At 46.5% G+C, this 18,512-nt stretch carries 15 protein-coding genes; 13 read left to right on the forward strand and 2 right to left on the reverse strand.

What is annotated here, in order from left to right; all coding sequences use genetic code 11:
* Positions 1-182 precede the first annotated feature (182 nt).
* From QZT18_RS12460 to QZT18_RS12505, 10 genes are all read left to right on the forward strand, one after another.
* Positions 183-404, forward strand: a complete 222-nt coding sequence (locus tag QZT18_RS12460; protein ID WP_294148330.1) for a hypothetical protein — start codon at positions 183-185, stop codon at positions 402-404.
* Positions 405-537: 133 nt separating this feature from the next.
* A complete protein-coding gene (locus QZT18_RS12465; RefSeq protein WP_294148331.1) occupies positions 538-1,878 on the forward strand; it encodes a DUF4454 domain-containing protein in 1,341 nt (446 codons plus the stop codon).
* 202 nt (positions 1,879-2,080) lie between these two features.
* The gene (locus QZT18_RS12470; protein ID WP_294148332.1) at positions 2,081-2,980 is read left to right on the forward strand and encodes a hypothetical protein; all 900 of its coding nucleotides are present in this window, start codon (positions 2,081-2,083) and stop codon (positions 2,978-2,980) included.
* A 45-nt stretch (positions 2,981-3,025) separates the two neighbouring features.
* The gene (locus tag QZT18_RS12475; protein WP_294148333.1) at positions 3,026-3,721 is read left to right on the forward strand and encodes a polyphosphate polymerase domain-containing protein; all 696 of its coding nucleotides are present in this window, start codon (positions 3,026-3,028) and stop codon (positions 3,719-3,721) included.
* A 63-nt stretch (positions 3,722-3,784) separates the two neighbouring features.
* On the forward strand, positions 3,785-4,462 hold the full coding sequence (locus QZT18_RS12480; protein WP_294148334.1) for a DUF4956 domain-containing protein: 678 nt from the start codon (positions 3,785-3,787) through the stop codon (positions 4,460-4,462).
* Between the two features lie 19 nt (positions 4,463-4,481).
* A complete protein-coding gene (locus QZT18_RS12485) occupies positions 4,482-5,930 on the forward strand; it encodes a CotH kinase family protein (RefSeq protein WP_294148335.1) in 1,449 nt (482 codons plus the stop codon).
* A gap of 17 nt (positions 5,931-5,947) precedes the next feature.
* A complete protein-coding gene (locus tag QZT18_RS12490; protein WP_294148336.1) occupies positions 5,948-8,131 on the forward strand; it encodes a hypothetical protein in 2,184 nt (727 codons plus the stop codon).
* Between the two features lie 9 nt (positions 8,132-8,140).
* Entirely contained in the window at positions 8,141-9,298 is a 1,158-nt protein-coding gene (locus tag QZT18_RS12495) for a HEAT repeat domain-containing protein (protein ID WP_294148337.1), read from the forward strand.
* A gap of 1 nt (position 9,299) precedes the next feature.
* Positions 9,300-10,727: a glycosyltransferase gene (locus tag QZT18_RS12500; RefSeq protein ID WP_294148338.1), complete on the forward strand. Its 1,428-nt coding sequence runs from the start codon at positions 9,300-9,302 to the stop codon at positions 10,725-10,727.
* Entirely contained in the window at positions 10,717-12,636 is a 1,920-nt protein-coding gene (locus tag QZT18_RS12505; protein WP_294148339.1) for an EAL domain-containing protein, read from the forward strand. The genes QZT18_RS12500 and QZT18_RS12505 overlap by 11 nt, the downstream gene beginning before the upstream one ends.
* Positions 12,637-12,796: 160 nt before the next feature.
* Here the strand turns inward: QZT18_RS12505 and QZT18_RS12510 are convergent, their stop codons facing one another.
* Complete coding sequence (locus QZT18_RS12510) at positions 12,797-13,210, reverse strand: hypothetical protein (protein WP_227029051.1); 414 nt, start codon at positions 13,208-13,210, stop codon at positions 12,797-12,799.
* 26 nt (positions 13,211-13,236) lie between these two features.
* Positions 13,237-13,611, reverse strand: a complete 375-nt coding sequence (locus QZT18_RS12515; protein WP_294148340.1) for a nuclear transport factor 2 family protein — start codon at positions 13,609-13,611, stop codon at positions 13,237-13,239.
* 358 nt (positions 13,612-13,969) lie between these two features.
* On the opposite strand from QZT18_RS12515, the gene QZT18_RS12520 reads away from it, so the two are divergent.
* The 3 genes from QZT18_RS12520 (at position 13,970) to QZT18_RS12530 (ending at position 18,466) form a co-directional block, all read left to right on the forward strand.
* A complete protein-coding gene (locus QZT18_RS12520) occupies positions 13,970-15,481 on the forward strand; it encodes a sugar ABC transporter ATP-binding protein (RefSeq protein ID WP_294148341.1) in 1,512 nt (503 codons plus the stop codon).
* Positions 15,482-15,496: 15 nt separating this feature from the next.
* Entirely contained in the window at positions 15,497-16,513 is a 1,017-nt protein-coding gene (locus QZT18_RS12525; protein ID WP_294148342.1) for an ABC transporter permease, read from the forward strand.
* A 126-nt stretch (positions 16,514-16,639) separates the two neighbouring features.
* The gene (locus QZT18_RS12530; protein ID WP_294148343.1) at positions 16,640-18,466 is read left to right on the forward strand and encodes a substrate-binding domain-containing protein; all 1,827 of its coding nucleotides are present in this window, start codon (positions 16,640-16,642) and stop codon (positions 18,464-18,466) included.
* Positions 18,467-18,512 lie beyond the last annotated feature (46 nt).

An 18,512-nucleotide genomic window follows, 5' to 3' on the forward strand; every position in this document is an offset into this window, starting at 1 on the left:
CCCTGAATTATTCCACCATGTATGACGGCCGTCATATGAAAATGACAGGGTACGGGAGAAGTTCGGGCCGTTCAATCGTAAGAAAAAAGCAATGATTTCGACAGGCCGATCGGATGGAATGGACAGTTTACCTATGGTAAAATAAGTAAATAGAGAGCACCGGGACAAAAGGAGATGCGGATATGGATGGAAGATGGGAACAAAAGGCAAAAAACAACGCAAATGTGAACCTGGTTAATTTTGAATCGGCACATGGAAGAGAAGCTTCTCCGACGCCTGCGCCGCATTACAATCCCGACAAGGCCATGAGGGAAGCCGAGCGCGAATATCTGAAGTCAAAGGGCCGGGAACAGAAAACGCTGTTCCGGAAGATAGCGGAGTTTTTCAGGGGAGAAAAGGAATAGAGGGGAAAGCAATATGAAAAAAATGAACAAATTTATTATATTAACGATTTCTGCATTACTGCTTAGTGCCTGTTCTGCGTGTGGCAAAAGCGAAACACCGGTAAGTGAAAGCGGGAGTGAAAACCAGGAGCGTATGGAACGTACAGCGGGAGAAAACGGAGCGGAGCCGGATAAGAACGGCGGCGTCTCCGGCCAGGGAACGGAGTCCGAACCCGGGGGAACTACGCAGGATTTAGCAGATAACGAATTCTCGGCAGGTGCTTCGGCGCTATGCAGTTCTTATTTTAAGGCAGGGGACTTTCGGTACACCATGGAGATCCTTCCGGGCGGACCGGGGGAGAGAAATACATTAAGTGTCACGGTCAATAAGAGGAGCACGGAGCCTCAGGATTGGGAGCGTTCGAATGCCGCCCTGGGACTGGGCGTGTACCGTCTGCCTTACAGCAGCAAGACCTCATCCTACAGCCTCACAAATGAGATGTACGGAGCGGCCGGTAATACCGCGGCCGCTATGGAACTGAGTGTGAACCGGGACGGAACCGTCTCCCTGAACGGAAACGGCGAGGCAGCAGGGGTATATTATACATGCAAGGAAAACCTGGAACTGCCGGAGGCCTTTTACAGACCGTTAAACGGCACCGATTTGATTGGGCTTGACAAGGAACGGATGAGAATCATCAGAAACCAGTATTATGCGGTCTACGGGAGAAAGTTCCAGAATGAAGAGCTGAATGCATACTTTGGGGCAAAACCCTGGTATCAGGGCACAACGGAGCCGGATCAGTTTGATGACAGGCTGCTGGGAAACCTGATAAAAAGAAATATTTCCTTTTTACAGGAAGCCGAGAATGAATATGATGCAAATAAGGCGGAAGAGCAGAAGAGGGAGTACGATGCGCTTTCTCCGGCACCCTATCTGTCACTGCTGCCGGAGAGTGGTGAGATCCTGGTAACGCTGGCCTCGGACAGGGAGCATGCGGAAGATAAAGGCATTTATTATAGGGCGGAAGGTACAATTTCAGTTCCTATTACACTGACACAGGAGCAGTACCGGGAGCTTTTGGATGGGGAGGAACTTGCGGTCTCCACCGATGAGCTTACGGGAGAGCAGAAAACGCTGAAGAAAGCAAAGGAACAGGAATACGGAGAATTTGTATTTGGAGATGAGGCGGAAGGCGATTATGTCATGAGCTCCTATAATTCAGCAACGGGACTTTACAGTCTATGGGCGGATAGCGCCGATACAAGGTTTAAGAAAGTGTATCAGGGAGACGTCTATGTTTTGAAGGGAGCCTGTGAAGAGTATTACGGATATTTTAATATGAAGCGGGAAGAACTGAAAGAGTCGGCCGGGAATTACAGGGTGATGGATTTTGATGAACAGGGTCCGTATGGGCCTCAGGAGTACTCGGGGAATGTTCTGGTCAGAGATGCAAAAGGGTATGTGAAGGCGCTTTATTTCTGGGGAGATTGACAAATTTAATTAGAAAATGGAAGAATTGAAAACAGATGGAAGAAACTGATATACAAATTTGCCGTATATCAGTTTTTTTCTATTCAATTCCAGTAAAATGTTGGGGGCGGCAGTTGTTTATAAAACCAGAAGTGGTATAATTAAACGGTATGTGACCATAAAAATATGGAGACATTATGCCGAAAAACAGTCGGGGGATAAGATGAGTAAATTAAAAAATTGGCGGATTGCCGGTTCGGTCCTGACTCTGGCAGCAGCAGTATTCGCGATTGCCGCCACACGGCGGGAAAAACCTGATATTGGAGAGCGGATCTGCCATACCAGTATTTTTTCCTGGGAAGCGGAATATATGCTGGAGGAGTATGAACCTCAGCTTTCGGGTCTTATGAAACGTCTGGGGTGTGAGGCCGTTTATCAACAAATAGAAAACGATGCGGATGAAGAGACGGTTCTTTCCTATCTGAACCGCCGTGCCGTATTGGGGCAGGATGTTTATTATCTCGCCGGTTCTCCCGGATGGGGGAGCGAAGCGGGAGCAGTTTCAATGCTGGAAGAGGTCAAAAAGGTAAAGGAATGGAACCGGAAAGCACCGAAAAAGGGAGGCTTTTATGGTATCGTATGGGATGTGGAGCCCTATCTTCTGAAAGAATGGAAAGAAGAGCCGGAACTTTGCATAAAGCAGTTCGTCAAAAACTGTGAAGCAGCATATAAAAAGGCCAGTGAAAACCAGTTGGCGGTGATTGTCTGCATTCCCAATTTTTATGACAGCTCCGGTTTTGAAGAGGAGTTGGAACAATTAGTGATGAATGGCTGCGATGGAATCGCGGTAATGAATTATCTTAAGAGAGATGAAACAGGCCAGATTGCCACGGAAGTGGAACTTGCGCGCAGACATCAGAAAGCGGTCATTAATATTACGGAGATGCAAAGACCGGGATACCATGAACTTACAGATGACAACACGTATTATAATGATGGGATTGATGCCGCGGAGGAAAGCTGGGCAATAATCAGGGAGACTTTCAACTATCCGGAGCTGGGATTTTCATGGCATTATGTAAGGCCGCTGTTGGAGCTTATGGAGGCGGAAGATTCAGGATAAACAGATTTTTTTGTGAATATTATAATGATAAGCGAGGTCAGGGTATTGAGAGAAGTATTGCGTCAGGAAAAGAAGTATTTACTGTCTTATGATCAGTTTCGCTGTCTGGACCATCAGTTTCTACAGGTTTTACATCCCGATCCCCATAATGGAATCAGCGGATATGCGGTCAGAAGCCTTTATTTTGACACATTGCAGGAACGAGATTTTTACGAGAAAGAGGATGGCCTGGAAATACGAAGAAAAATACGTTTAAGAACCTATGATCCCAACTCGGATTTCGCCATGCTTGAGATGAAGCAAAAGCAGGGAGATAATCAGAAAAAACGGTCTCTTAAAATGGAGCGGCGGGATGCGGAAGAACTTTGCAGGGGGTATTATTCCAGTCTTCTGAAATATGAAGATCCTTTTGCAAAGGAATGTTATGGAATTATGAACATGATGTGCTACCGTCCCAAGTCCATCGTGGAATATCAAAGGAAAGCTTATATTGCAAAGGAAAATCAGACCAGAATCACCTTTGATTTTGCAATTAAAGCAACGGAGAGTGATTTCAGGGTTTTTGCACCTGATTTGAATCAAAATCCGGTTTTTGATCCGTATCTCGTTGTGATGGAAGTAAAATATAATGGATTTTTACTCAGTTATATAAAAGAGATGGTCAGTCTGGAAGGAAAAAGCCCTGTTTCGGTAAGTAAGTACTGCTTATCGCGGAGCGCAGGGCTCCATTATCTGTTTTGATATGATTTTTATAAAAAACGCAGACAAAAGGCATATCAGCCGGTCTGCCGGGAGGTTAGCGCAGTGAAAAAATATTTTTATTCTATGTTCGAAGGAGCGGGGACGCTCTCAACGGAGGAAATAATCCTTCATATTTTAGTGGCCGTCGTGCTGGGAATGGTGATTTATTTATCCTATTATTTCAGCCATGCCGGAGGTGTATACTCCAAGAAATTTAATGTATCATTAATTATGCTGACCGTTCTTACAGCAACCGTTATGACCGTAATCGGAAATAATATTGCATTGTCTCTTGGTATGGTGGGTGCTTTATCTATCGTAAGATTCCGTACCGCCATCAAAGATTCCCGTGATACAACCTACATATTCTGGACCATTATTGTTGGTATTTGCTGCGGCGTCGGAGATTATCTTGTGGCCGGAGTGGGAAGCGCCGTTGTGTTTATATTACTTCTGATACTGGGCCGTGTGAAAAATGATAACCGGATTCTTCTGATTATAAGGGGAGCCAGAAATATGGAGAGGAGAATCGAGGCCATTGTATTCGACTATTTTGAGGCAAAGGCCATGCTCCGGGTTAAAAACACCAGCAGGGATTCAATTGAGATTATATTCGAAATGCCAAAAAAAGCGTACCTGATTTCCAACAAGAAAGAAAAGAGCGTGGTGGAAATGTTATATGAATTGGAATCCATTGAGTATGTGAATATTGTAACTCAAAATGACGAAATCAGCGGGTAAAGTGACAGGATAATAGAAAATGAGCAGAAAAATATTGTATGTCACAGTTGGCGCAGCCCTGTTGGCGGCCGTGTTTTTGATTTCGGGATACACTCATCCGAAAAAACTGAGAGTTCAGCAGCATCTTGAGATAAGCCAGGGCGTGGAAGATACCAGTCTTTCGATCGATGCCGACAGCTTTTCATCCCATCTGCCTGTTGTGAATATTGAGACCAACGGTCAGACGATTCCCGGAAAGCCGGAACTTAACCAGAGGGTAAGCGAGATTGAAAATACTTACATATCCGCGTCCATGCAGATTATGGATCAGAAGGAAGAACTGAACACACTGAAAACAGAAGCGGCAATCGATTCCAAAGTCCAAATCCGCGTCAGGGGAAATTCCTCCAGACGATTTGATAAGGTGGGGTATCTTTTTAAATTTACAGATAAAGACGGAATTGAACAGGAAGAACCGGTTTTGGGAATGGAGAAGAACAGCACCTGGGTTCTGCACGGTCCATTTCTGGATAAAACCCTGATGCGCAATTACATGTGGTATAACCTTTCGGGCCAGATAATGGAATGGGCGCCGGATGTGAGATACTGCGAGCTGTTTTTAAATGGGACATATCAGGGAGTTTATGTGATGACCGAACAGATCAGTGTGGCGCCGGGACGCATCAATGCGACAAAATACGATGGAAGAGCGCCGGTGTCAAGCTATGTGCTCTGTGCGGACAGGGCCAGTATCAATGATGTGGAGTATCTGGACAATTTCAGCTGGTATGCAAGGCGTTCTTCAAGCCGGATGGAAATTAAGTATCCGGGCAGTAAAAAGTTAACACCTGAATTGACAGAAGAAATCAGCAGAGATTTTTCTGAATTTGAAAAAACATTGTATTCCTTTGATTATGATTCCAAACGGTTCGGTTATCAGAACTTCATTGATGTGCAGAACTTTGTAGATTATTTTATAATCAACGAGATTACACAAAATACGGACGCAGGAATTTATTCCACATATTTTTATAAAGATGTGGCGGGAAAAATTAAAATGTGTGTCTGGGATTTTAATAACTGCTGTGATAACTTTATGGAAGAGCAGCAGCCGATGGCCGGATTTTACATGCAGGGGCGTCCCTGGTTTTTTATGCTTTGCCGGGATGAGGAGTTTGTGGAATTGATTATTTCCCGTTACCGTGAGCTGCGGAAGGGGATTTTAAGCGACGATGCGGTAAAGGCGTATATACAGGATGTACAAAATTATCTCGGACCTGCAATCGACAGGAATTTTGAAGTCTGGGGATACAGTTTCGATGCGGATGAAGATTTGATGGATGAAGAATTCCGTAAAATTGGTTCCTACGAAGCGGCAGTGGAACAATACCAGGGCAGACTGATCAGCAGAATGGGGTGGATGGATAAACATATTGAAGCTCTTCGCTCCTACAGCCACGAGTCAAGAAATAAGAAATTTAATCATTAAAATGGAGGTCCTGACGAGTGAAAAAATTTTTGATGGCAGCGTGTTCTGTGATTTTGCTGTTTTTTTTACTGCATACCGCATATTATCAGTGGGGATTCTATATCGATTTACACTCAGGACAGAATGCGGCCGCCTTTACAACGACGGAGGGAAAAGAGATTCTGGTGGATACGGGGCATGGGCTTCAGCCATTTGAAATTAAAGGCGTTGACATGGGAGCGGGATATCCCGGCGCCTTTGCCACCGAATATGCAGTGGATAAAGAAACTTATCTGAGATGGTTCCGCATGATTCAGGATATGGGGGCCAACACGGTCAGGGTTTACACAATCCTGTCCGACGATTTTTATAATGCGGTCTATGAATACAATACCGGTAATCCAAACCCACTGTATATTATACATGGCGTCTGGGTAGACGACTATGTACAGAATTCCCGGCTGGATGCTTACGACCGTTCTTTTTTTAATCAGCTTAAAGAGGATTCCAGAACTCTGGTGGATATTATCCATGGCAGAAAAAAGGTCAATCTTGGATACGGCACCACAAGCGCCACGGGTATCTATACAAAAGATATATCTCCATGGGTGCTGGGCTATATACTGGGAGTGGAGTGGGAGGACGTAACGGTTGCCTATACGGACCACATGCAGAGTGAAAGAAATCAGTATCAGGGAACCTATCTGTATACCTCGGAGGATGCAACCCCATTCGAGGCCATGCTCGCGGAAGCGGGGGACAATCTCATTCGCTATGAGACGGACAAATATAAGCAGCAGCGGCTTTTGGCATTTTCAAACTGGCCGTCGACCGATCCGATGGATTATCCGGAGGAGGTAAACAAGATTTTTCAGAAGTGTGCCAAGGTAGATGTGGAACATATCCGCTCAACGGATGATTTTTTATCCGGCCAGTTTGCTTCATACCACATTTATCCCTACTATCCGGAATATCTGAATTATTATGAAAGCTGGAAATATGATTTGAAACCGGCGGGAAAATACCGGATGGAGGACGGGACATATAATACCTACAAAATCTATCTTTCCATGATAAATAACCATCATCAGATGCCGGTTGTTATATCGGAATTCGGTGTTCCTTCCTCGCGGGGAATGGCGCAGGTTGATTACCACGGAGGCAGATCTCAGGGATTTATGACCGAACAGGAGCAGGGAGAGGCCCTGGTGGCAAGCTATCAGGATATAAAGGAAGCCGGATGTGCAGGCAGCGTGATTTTTGCCTGGCAGGATGAGTGGTTTAAACGTACCTGGAATACCATGGCGAATGTGGACTTGATGAAAACCGCCTATTGGAGTGATGCTCAGACCAATGAACAGTTTTTCGGCCTTCTGGCCTTTGATCCGGGTAAGGAAAAAAGTGTATGTTATACGGACGGCAGCGTGGACGAATGGATGGAAAACGATTTGGTGCAGAAGCAGGAGAATTTCAAACTTTATATGAAATATGATGAGAAATATATTTATTTCCGGATTCATAAGGATGGTTTGAATTTTGGAGAGGAGAAGATTTATCTGCCTCTTGATATTACTCCCCAAAGCGGAAGCTATTATATGGAAGAAGAAAAACTGAAATTTGACCGGCCGGTGGATTTTCTGATTATTCTGGATGGAAAAGAGAACAGCAGGGTACTGGTACAGGAAAGATATAATGCTTTCAAGGTCGTATACAGTGAAGATTACCGGATGGCAAATCCCTACTTTGATCCACCCGACAAGGATTCTCCGGTATTTGAGCAAATCTTTATGGCTCTTCAGATGGGAGATATTGAAGATATGCTGACGGGCCGACGGGAAAATCTGAAGATGGAAACGGGTAAACTGACTTACGGAAATGGAAACCCAAAGGCACAAGACTATAATTCCGTATCGGATTTTATTGTTGAAGGCAATGAGATAGAACTTCGGATTCCATGGCAGCTGCTTAATTTTTCCAATCCGTCCGAAATGCAGATTCATGATGATTATTTTGAATGCAACGGAATTGAAAATCTGGGAATCAAAGAGATTTATGCAGGCGTCGGCAGCGGTGATAATAAAGAAAACAGAATCAGGCTGGACCGGAAGAGCCTTAAGGGATGGGAAGATTCACCAACATTTCATGAGAGGCTGAAGCGATCCTATTACATGGTCCAGGAGGCATGGACAACCGGCCGTGATTCTGCGGGAAAGGAAGAATGACAGAAGGCTATGCATATACTTTCATTTAAGCCCGAATATATCTTATATTTTTACATGGTAAACTGCGTTGCGGTACTGGTATTTAATATCATGTATATTTTTATTGATCGATACAAAGGTAAAAAAATCGAACGACGCAGTCTGGAGATGGTGGGGCAGATCGAAACACAGATTGAGAATCTGGCAATGGGAGGCAGGGTGGAGGAGAAACATCTCGGCTTTCTTGTGCGTTCCATGAAAAAACTGGAGAAAATGCGTGCCTTTGAACATTCAATGGAGGAGGTCATGACAAAAGAACATGATTCTGTATCTCCGGAAAATGTGGTTCGTTACCTGCAGGGTCTGCGCACCGTCTTTATAGAACTTGCCGGCTGGTATGAAAAAAGAGACAAGATTGAACAGGCCTATTTTTCGAGTCTGATTAAAAAATTTGAAATTGATAAGGGGCATTCTTCTTATGACGGCATTATGGATTTCTTAGACAAGATGGTAATAAAAGAAGATGTCTATGTCAGGGAGAATGCACTGAAAGCGCTGTACTCCATTGGAAATGAGGAGGCGGTGCTGACCGCCTGGGAGAGGATGGAGGCAAATAAGATTTATCATAACCAGAAGCTTCTGGCCGACGGTCTGTTAAGTTTCAACGGCAATCGGGAGGAACTTGCGAGGCATTTGTGGTCAAGGCGCGAGGAATTTGATGTTATGCTGGTTCTGCCGGTGATGCAGTTTATCAGATTCTTTTCCGGGAATTTTTGCGGAGAGTTTCTGGAAGTGATGAAAAAGGAAACGGAAGATAAGGAACTTCGTCTGGAGGCAATCCGGTATTTGAGAAGATATCCGGATAAAAGGGCCAGAGAGGAGCTTCAGAAATTTCTTCTCTATCAGGAGTATATCGACTGGGAATACGCGGCCATGGCGGCGTCTGCTTTAACAATGTATCCCGGAACGGATACGGTGGCCTGTTTAAAAGAGGGGCTGGGAGCGGCTAACTGGTATGTGCGTCTGAACTGCGCCGAGGCTCTGATACATGGCATGAAACTTCCCAAATGGCAGCTTTATGATGTCTATAACGGCAGTGACCGGTATGCGCGAGAGATCCTGGATTACGTGACGGAAAAGTCGGAGATTCAGATGCAGGAAATGGAGTTGAATAAAAGAAATGTTTGATATGGTTAAGGCATTTTATACGGTTGTAGGCGTGTTTTTTGTACTCTACCTGATGGGATATTCCACGTTCCTGCTGGTTTCCGTGATTTCGGGTGCGCTTGATTTGTACAGAGAGAGTAAAAAACGCAGATATCATAATGAACTGCAGCATGATTTTTATATTCCGGTTTCCATCATTGTGCCTGCATACAATGAAGAGATAACGGTTGCCGATACGGTCCGTTCCCTCTTAATGATGGATTATAAACTTTATGAAATTATTGTTGTGGATGACGGTTCGAAAGATGCGACATCACAGAAGCTGGTTGAAGCTTTTTCCCTAAAGAAGGTAAAACGTCCCATTAACAGGCAGATCGGCTGTAAAAGGGAACAGAATGTATATGAAGCGGTTATAAATGGAATTACTGTAACTCTAATCCAGAAAGAAAACGGAGGAAAAGCAGATGCCCTCAACATGGGAATTAATGCCGCCCGCTTTCCTTATTTTATCTGTATGGATGCAGACAGCGTTTTACAGAAGGATTCCCTGCAGAAAATTGTGCGTCCCGTACTGGAAGAGGGCAATGTGATTGCCGTAGGAGGACTGATTCGTATCTCCAACTGCGCAGTGCTGGATGAGGGAAAACTGGTGGAATATCATATGCCGTGGAATCCGATTGTCGGCATGCAGATTTTGGAATATGACCGTTCCTTCATGGCCTCTAGAATTTTGATGGATAAATTTAATGGCAACTTAATTATTTCCGGAGCCTTCGGCCTGTTTAAAAAGGATGTGGTGACGAGTGTAGGCGGATACGATGCCAGCACGATGGGAGAAGATATGGAACTGGTCGTCAAGCTTCATGCGTTCTGTAGAATCAACCAGATCCCATACGGAATACGATATGCTCCGGATGCGATCTGCTGGAGCCAGTGCCCGTCCAGCATCCACGATCTGAAGAAGCAGAGGAGAAGATGGTATATCGGTTTATTCCAGTGCTTGAAAAAGCATCGCAGAATGTTTTTCGCTCCGGAATTTGGAGTGATAGGATACCTGTCTTATCTGTACTATCTTCTCTATGAGCTGTTTTCTCCTTTTATAGAACTTTTTGGGTTATTAACGATTCTGCTGGCATATATGGTAAACTTGATTAATGTTCCGTTTATGATTTTGTTTTTCCTGATTTATGCCGTATATGGGGCGTTGCTTACCATTACTGCATTTTTCGCCAGAATTTATACGCAGAATATCAGGCTTTCATTTCTGGATGCGGTGAAGGCGGTATTTCTCTGCATTCTGGAAGGTATCTTTTTCCGTTTTATTCAGGCTTTCACCAGAATGACTGCCTTTATTGGATATAAGAAAAAGAAGAATGTCTGGGGACAGATTCAGAGGCAGAAAATAAAACTGAACGCAGAAACTGAGGGGAAAGAAGAGAATGCAAAATAGAAATAGAAAGTTTATCCGCAGAATTCTCGCCGCAGGAATACTTTTTGCCGCCTGCAGTCTGGGGGGCATGGCGGGCACCTGCTTTGCGGCCGATGAAATTTATGTGGCCGGGATTCCGGACTCATGGCCGCTTGAGTATTATGATAAAAGTTCGGAGGGCTATGACGGCGTTCTGACGGATATGCTGAAAATGGCCTCAGAACAAACCGGGATTTCCATCCAGTACGTCAATCCGGGCGAGACGGACGAACGGCTGAACCTGGCGAAAAATGTACAGGTAGATGCAGTTTGGACGCTAGGACTGAGTGAAAAGGAATTGGACGAGGCAGGGTTGAAGGCTGGAAAAATCCAATTCGCATATGAAGAGCAGGGGGAACGGAATACGGTTTCCCTTGCTTATACCGGAAGTATGCCCGCCGGGATCCAGGAAAAGCTGGAAAAAGCACTGGCTGAAACCGACCGGGAGGAGTTTGACGGCCGATTAATTCAGTATGCAAGAAGTGAACGGGAGGAACTTCGCATTTCAGCCGTGGTAAAATATCTTTCACTTGCATTTTTGGGAGTGGCATTGACTGCGCTTCTTGTCATGCCGGTGAAGCTGATCCGGAGGAAAAGGCAGATTGAGAAACTGGCATACCGCGACGATATAACGGGAAGAGATAATTTTGCAGTCTGGAAACAGAAATTCGCCGATCGCATTACCGATGGAAACAGAGAACATTACTCCGTACTTTACATGAACGCGGGCCTGGAAGAGATCAGCCATATTTACGGGTATGGAGAAACACAAAAAACCTTGAAATTGATCAGCGATGCAATTGCTCCTCTGGTTGACAATGATGCAGAGTCCTTTGCAAGGTTTAATGATTTTTATTTTGTATTCTTTCTGCAGTACACCAGCGTAGCGAATATTAAAGAACGCGTACTGAAGTTCCACCAGGAAGTGGAAGCACGGATGAAAGAGGAAAAAAAGAAATATTTTCTGGAGCTTCACACGGGTATTTACCGCCTTGGAACCTCGCCGCATGAGGAATATGAGACTCTTCAGTTTAGTGCGATCGCCATGGAGTATGCACGTAATAATTATATATACTGCGCCGTATATGATGAATTTGTGGAGCAGGAGACAATCCGCGGCTATGCGATGGAGCATGAGGCTATTTATGGACTGATGAATGAAGAATTCCTAATGTATCTTCAGCCGCTCGTGAAGCTGGAGGATGGAACCATCTGCGGTGCGGAGGCGCTGGTCCGCTGGCAGAATCCTCATCGAGGCCTGCTGAGACCGGAAAGTTTTATGAAAGTAATTAAGAAAAAAAGGCTGACCGGAAAAATGAATATGGAAATTTACCGCCAGGGCTGCCGCTTTCTTTACGAGGCGGCGAAGAAAGGAAACCGGCTTCGCCTGATGTTTAACTTTACGGTGGAGAATGTCGGGGATGAACAGTTTGTTACCCATCTGGAGGCAATTGCCGATCAGTATGAGATTGATCGAAGCCAGATTATTATACAGCTCAATCAGATGGTGGAGATGAGCCGTTCGGAACGCTTTATGGAAACAATCCGGAAATTGCGGAGTCTGGGATTTGATATATGCATGGCGGGTCTGGAACTTGACCGGGTATTTTTCGATTATCTGGAGTGCGGGATTAATGGGATCAAGCTGCGCCACGATTTGATCCGCCGTCTTAAAACGCCGGAAGGAAAAAAGGTGGTGGAAGGGGTAATCCATCTGTGCAGGGATTTAAACCTGGAAGTGTTCAGTATCGGAATTGAGAACAAAGAGGAGGAGCAGTTTTTAAAGGAGCAGGGATGCAATATCGGAAGCGGATTTTATTATCATTATCCGGTAAGCACCGATGTATTCTCCGAGCTTCTGGAGAAGAAACCGGGACAGAGAACAGAGTAATGGTAATCCGCATGCTCCGCAGGCATGTTACCGTCTTCAACAAAAACTGCCGGCAGGTGAATCCTGCCGGCAGTTTTTGGTTGAGTGGCAATGAAAAGTTCGCGAAGCGTGCTTTTCGTTGTTGAAGTAAAAATATTTGACTGGAATGACGGATGCCGTATCATCCCCCAAACAATCTTCCAAGCGGCCGCACAATATTCGCCAGATCCCGTATCGCGCTGTTCAGCGAATCGAAATCAATGGAATTCAGTTTATCTACCGCGTCCCGGATGCTGGATTCGCTGGTGGTGACTAGGCTGTCCATGTTGTCGATCATCTGTGGCAGGTCGGCGTCGGACAGGTCCTGGGATATTTTTTGAATATTGGACACGGATACCTGGATGTCGTCAAACAGGGTGGTGACCTTTGGAATGACGGTGGCGGCCGTGTAGAGGACGATACAGAGAATGAGGATACTGGCGGCCGCCGTGATCTGGCTCATTCTGTACTGGAGCTTTGCATACTTTTCCTGGCCTGCGTTGGAGCGCTCCAGCCGTTCCATAAATTGTTTCATTTCTTCCGGTTTCTCCGGCATAGTGATACCTCCTGACAAATAATGTTTTAATGTTTTATAATGGCTTTTCCAATGTGTTTATCGAGACGCCACTGCGGTGCGGGGCCGTCATCACCCCAGTACTCATCGACCGAGACAATCTTACCGTCCTCAATCCGGATAAAGGAAACAACATGGAAGGACAACGTATGGTCAACGGAATGCACATGGGTGGCGGTGACGGTTAAGCTGCCGTTTGTTTCAATTCTTTCTATTTTTCCGTCCCATACTCCGGGATATTCACAGTTGGCCCGTATAAATTCCTCCACTGTAAAATCCTCATTTGTATTATGCCACCTTACGTGAGCTTCCGGATGGAAAAAGGTTCGGATGGCTCCGGCGTCCTGTTTCAGCACCGCATGCCAGAAATGATATAGGTCCATAACTTCTCCTTTCAACACTGATACGGTTATTTTACCATAATACGTGCAGGTATTGTACCGGCATATTGAGATTCCGCCAAACGGTAACCGCAGGTTATGCCGTGCTCTTACCGGCAGGCTCCGCCGCTCATTTCTGCAAATCTTCCCAACAGAAAAATCCCCACAGTCCGCCCATTTCACCAATTCGTCAATAAAAAACAAAAAAACCACCCACCGGCTCGGTTAAAGTGCATAAAAAACCCCCTATAAGAACAATCTTTACCCCCTTATTTGTACAAAAACCCTCTGATATAATAGAACCATAACGATGATACGAAAAACAAGCAGGGAAGAAAAAGGGAAAGACAGGTGTCAGAAAATGAATGAGACAATCGTTTCTATGGAAAATATCAGCAAGAGCTTTCCGGGAGTTAAAGCGCTCGATCACGTCCATTTTGAGCTTCGTTCAGGCGAAGTTATGGCGCTTCTGGGGGAAAACGGAGCAGGAAAAAGCACACTGATGAAAATCCTGAGCGGTGTTTACACAAGGGACGAGGGCAGCATGACAATCTTCGGCCGGGAATACGGGGATTTAAACCCGAAGCAGGCCCAGGAAGTCGGAGTGGCAATCATCCATCAGGAATTAAACATGTGCCGCCATCTCTCGGTAGCGGAAAATATGTTCCTCGGAAGAGAGAAGAGAAAAGGCATTATGCTCTCGAATTCGGAGATGGAAGCCGAGGCACAGAAGATTCTCGATGATTTAAAAATTGATTTAAGGCCGCAGCAGGTAGTTGGAGAGCTGCCGGTATCCATGCAGCAGATGGTAGAGATTGCCAAAGCGCTTTCCACCAATGCCAAAATCCTGATCATGGATGAGCCGACATCGGCCCTGACAGCCAGGGAGATTGAGGACTTATTCAGAATCATCCGGGAACTGAAGGAGAGGGGCTGCGGAATTGTATATATTTCCCACCGCCTGGAAGAGCTTCAGCACATTGTGGACAGAGTAACAATCATGCGTGACGGCCAGTACATCACATCCATGAATTTTAAGGATGCGACGATGGATGAAATCATCGCCAACATGGTAGGCCGCGAGATTAAGGAAAAGTTCCCAAGGGTAGAGTGTGAGAAGGGAAAGCTGGTCCTGGAGGTTAAAAATTTAAACGCAGGGCGTCTGGTCAGAAATGTGGAGTTTTCCCTCTATGAGGGTGAGATAGTCGGTTTTGCCGGGCTGATGGGAGCCGGACGGACCGAGACGACGAGGGCGATTTTCGGTGTTGACCCGAAAGAGAGCGGCGAGATTGTCCTTGACGGAAAGGAAGTTGTAATACATAAGCCGGAGGATGCGATCAAGGCGGGCATCGTACTGGCGCCGGAGGACAGGAAGAAAGACGGCCTGTGCACGAAGTTAAGCATCCGTCACAACATAGCGCTTCCGAACCTGGATCTCCTCTGCAACAAGCTGGGCGTTGTCAGCAGTGCAAAAGAACATGAGATGTGTGACCGCGTTGTGGAAAACTTAAAGGTTAAGACGCCGACCGTGGAAGTGGAGGCGGGAAACTTATCGGGCGGAAACCAGCAGAAGGTCGTTGTAGGCAAATGGCTGGCGAGAAACTCAAGGGTTGTCATATTTGATGAACCGACCAGGGGAATCGATGTGGCCGCCAAGGTGGAAATCTATAACCTGATGAATGAGTTAAAGCAGCAGGGAATCGCAGTTATGTTTGTTTCATCTGAGATGCCGGAGGTTATGGGAATTGCGGACCGGATTATCGTTATGTGTGACGGCCGCATTACCGGAGAACTGAAGTCGGAAGAAGCAACGCAGAATCAGATATTGACACTGGCAACACAGTTTGAGAAAAAGATTGCCAGCGGTGAGTGATAAGGGGGAGAAAAAATGAACCAGACAAAACAAAATCCGATTAAGAGAATTCTTAATGTCCGTGGAATGCGCGGGGCGCTGACGGCGTTCGCCGGACTGATTGTAATTTATATCGCATTCGGCATCATCAACCCGACCGTATTTTCAGGCCAGAACGTGATGAACCTTCTGCGTTCCATGTCCAAATACCTGATTATCGGTATCGGCCAGAGCTACATATTGATTACCGGAAACATCGACCTTTCCATCGGTTCCGTGGTAGGCATGAGCGCAATGATTTCAGCAACGCTTATGACCCATGGAGTGACGCCGGCGGTGGCGCTTCTGATTACCCTGGCATGCTGTCTCGTAATCGGCGTGATTAACGGTATCCTGGTAGGAAAGTTCCAGCTTCCTCCCTTCATTGCAACACTGGGAACCATGTTCGTAGCCAGAGGCGTGGCATACATGGTAAACGGAAACCGCAATACGGACGCCATCAGCTCCGGTATCGGCAAGGAAGCCGCAGATAAATTCCAGAACTTCTTCTACTATGGGAAGACTGCGGGCGTGTACAATACATTCTGGATTGCAATTGCCCTGTTCCTCGTATTTTTCTTCCTGCTCTCCAAGACGAGAACGGGACGCCACATCTACGCGGTAGGTTCCAACGTGGAGGCTGCGAAGCTCTCCGGCGTCAGCGTAGTGGGGACGATCACAAAGACATACATCGTCAGTGCATTCTGTTCCTTCGTAGTAGGTTTAATCCTCTGCGGCCAGGCTAACATGGGTAACATGGAGGCAGGCAACATGTATGAGATGTATGCGGTTGCGGCAGGCGTTATCGGCGGTATCTCACCGCTCGGCGGTACGGGTATCCTTCTCGGAACACTGGCAGGAGCCTCGGTATGGCAGACACTGGAAAACGGTCTTAATATGATCGGCGTACAGGTAGGTATCCAGCGTCTCGTAATCGGTATTATTGTAGTATTTGCCGTACTTCTGGATGTTGTATTCAGAAAAGGCCTGTTTAAGAAAAAACGCGCCAATTAGTTTTGCCGGAGTAACCTGGAATTAGACGCTGTGAAGCAGCGCTAATTATAGAATGAAAAAGAGAATGCGGCCCGCGGCTGATCTGTCGGATCAACGTGGCGGACTGCAAAAAAAGGAGGAAGTTACATGAAGAAAATGAAGAAGCTCGCTGCTCTTTTCTGTGCATCCTGTATGGTTGTCACAGCGCTTGCAGGCTGCGGCAAAAAGGAAACTTCACAGACGGCGGAAACAGGCAGCGCCGTAACGGAGAAGGCTGCGGAGGGCTCAGGAGATCTGATTGCCCTTATCACAATGGATTCTATCGACCAGCACTGGGTAACCCTGAATGAGGGAGCTCAGAAGGAAGCAAAGGCACTGGGCGTAACCGTTCAGTTCATGGCTCCGAATACAAAAGACGACGCACAGCAGATCGAGTGTGTAAACAACGCGGTATCAGCCGGTGCGAAAGCAATTATCGTAGCTGCCAACGGTCCGGACGCCATCTCTTCCGCACTGAAAGAGGCTGCATCGGCAGGCGTAAAAATTGTCTATGTTGACTCACCGGCCAACGTAGAGGCAGAAGCAACCTTCTCAACCGACAATAAGGCGGCAGGAAAGACGGCCGGCGACGAGATGTTAAAGGCTCTTAAGGCAGCAGGCGTAACAACCGGTTCCATCGGCGTTATCAACGTAAACGCAGCAACCGATTCCTGTGTTATGCGTGAAGAGGGATTCCGCTCCGCATTTGAGGGAACAGACTATACAATTCTTGAAACACAGTACGGCGAGGGCGATGCAGCCAAATCCCAGAGTATCGCAGAGAACTACATTACTCAGGGCGTAGTCGGCATCTTCGGCTGTAACGAAGGTTCCACAACAGGCGCGGGCAATGCCATCAAAGCTTCCGGCAAAGACGGAATCATCGGCGTTGGTTTTGACAAGTCGGATGCAATCCTCGGCTTAATCGATGACGGATACTTACTCTGCACAATGGCTCAGAATCCGGACGTAATGGGTTCAGAGGGCGTAAAGGCAGCAGTAGCGGCTATCGGCGGAGAGAGCCTGGGCGGAAAAGTGACGGATACAGGCGTTTCCGTATTAACAGCAGGTGCAGCGGCAGGCGCGGCAGCAGCTCCGGCAAAAGCCAGCAAAGAATGGAAAGTTGCCCTTATTACCATGGACTCTATCGACCAGCACTGGGTAACATTAAATGAAGGCGCACAGAAAAAGGCAGCAGAACTGGGCGTGTCCGTAACATTTATGTCCCCGAACACAAAAGACGATGCACAGCAGATCGAGTGTGTCAATAATGCAGTGGCAGGCGGCTACAATGCAATCATGGTAGCGGCCAACGGTCCGGACGCCATCTCTTCCGCACTGAAAGAGGCGGCATCGGCAGGCGTAAAAATTGTCTATGTCGACTCACCGGCCAACGTAGAGGCAGAAGCAACCTTCTCAACCGACAACAAGGCGGCAGGAAAGACAGCCGGAGAAGAAATGTTAAAAGCTCTCAAAGATGCAGGCGTAACAACCGGTTCCATCGGCGTTATCAATGTAAACGCAGCAACCGATTCCTGTGTTATGCGTGAAGAGGGATTCCGTTCCGCATTTGAGGGAACAGACTATACAATTCTTGAAACACAGTACGGCGAGGGCGATGCAGCCAAATCCCAGAGTATCGCAGAGAACTATATCACTCAGGGCGTAGTCGGCATCTTCGGCTGTAACGAAGGTTCCACAACAGGCGCAGGAAACGCAATCAAGGCAGCAGGCAAAGATGGCATTATCGGCGTAGGTTTCGATAAGTCGGATGCAATCCTCGGCTTAATCGACGACGGATACTTACTCTGCACAATGGCTCAGAATCCAGACGTAATGGGTTCCATGGGTGTTGAGGCATGCGTACAGGCTCTGGAAGGCAATTCCCTTGGCGGAGTTGTAAAAGATACTGGCGTTTCCGTACTTAAAAAGTAATGATTTAACCGTTTTATAACTATCATTTCCCGGATTCCCCTAAAGG

It is taken from the genome of uncultured Clostridium sp. (assembly GCF_900547735.1).
Classification (GTDB): domain Bacteria; phylum Bacillota; class Clostridia; order Lachnospirales; family Lachnospiraceae; genus Otoolea.

What these genes read in the sequence shown, in the direction of transcription:
- QZT18_RS12460 (WP_294148330.1), top strand. Translation starts at nt 183, where the DNA reads ATGGATGGAAGATGGGAACAAAAGGCAAAAAACAACGCAAATGTGAAC.
- QZT18_RS12465 (WP_294148331.1), top strand. Translation starts at nt 538, where the DNA reads ATGGAACGTACAGCGGGAGAAAACGGAGCGGAGCCGGATAAGAACGGC.
- QZT18_RS12470 (WP_294148332.1), top strand. Translation starts at nt 2,081, where the DNA reads ATGAGTAAATTAAAAAATTGGCGGATTGCCGGTTCGGTCCTGACTCTG.
- QZT18_RS12485 (WP_294148335.1), top strand. Translation starts at nt 4,482, where the DNA reads ATGAGCAGAAAAATATTGTATGTCACAGTTGGCGCAGCCCTGTTGGCG.
- QZT18_RS12495 (WP_294148337.1), top strand. Translation starts at nt 8,141, where the DNA reads ATGCATATACTTTCATTTAAGCCCGAATATATCTTATATTTTTACATG.
- QZT18_RS12500 (WP_294148338.1), top strand. Translation starts at nt 9,300, where the DNA reads ATGGTTAAGGCATTTTATACGGTTGTAGGCGTGTTTTTTGTACTCTAC.
- QZT18_RS12505 (WP_294148339.1), top strand. Translation starts at nt 10,717, where the DNA reads ATGCAAAATAGAAATAGAAAGTTTATCCGCAGAATTCTCGCCGCAGGA.
- QZT18_RS12510 (WP_227029051.1), bottom strand. Translation starts at nt 13,210, where the DNA reads ATGCCGGAGAAACCGGAAGAAATGAAACAATTTATGGAACGGCTGGAG.
- QZT18_RS12515 (WP_294148340.1), bottom strand. Translation starts at nt 13,611, where the DNA reads ATGGACCTATATCATTTCTGGCATGCGGTGCTGAAACAGGACGCCGGA.
- QZT18_RS12520 (WP_294148341.1), top strand. Translation starts at nt 13,970, where the DNA reads ATGAATGAGACAATCGTTTCTATGGAAAATATCAGCAAGAGCTTTCCG.
- QZT18_RS12525 (WP_294148342.1), top strand. Translation starts at nt 15,497, where the DNA reads ATGAACCAGACAAAACAAAATCCGATTAAGAGAATTCTTAATGTCCGT.
- QZT18_RS12530 (WP_294148343.1), top strand. Translation starts at nt 16,640, where the DNA reads ATGAAGAAAATGAAGAAGCTCGCTGCTCTTTTCTGTGCATCCTGTATG.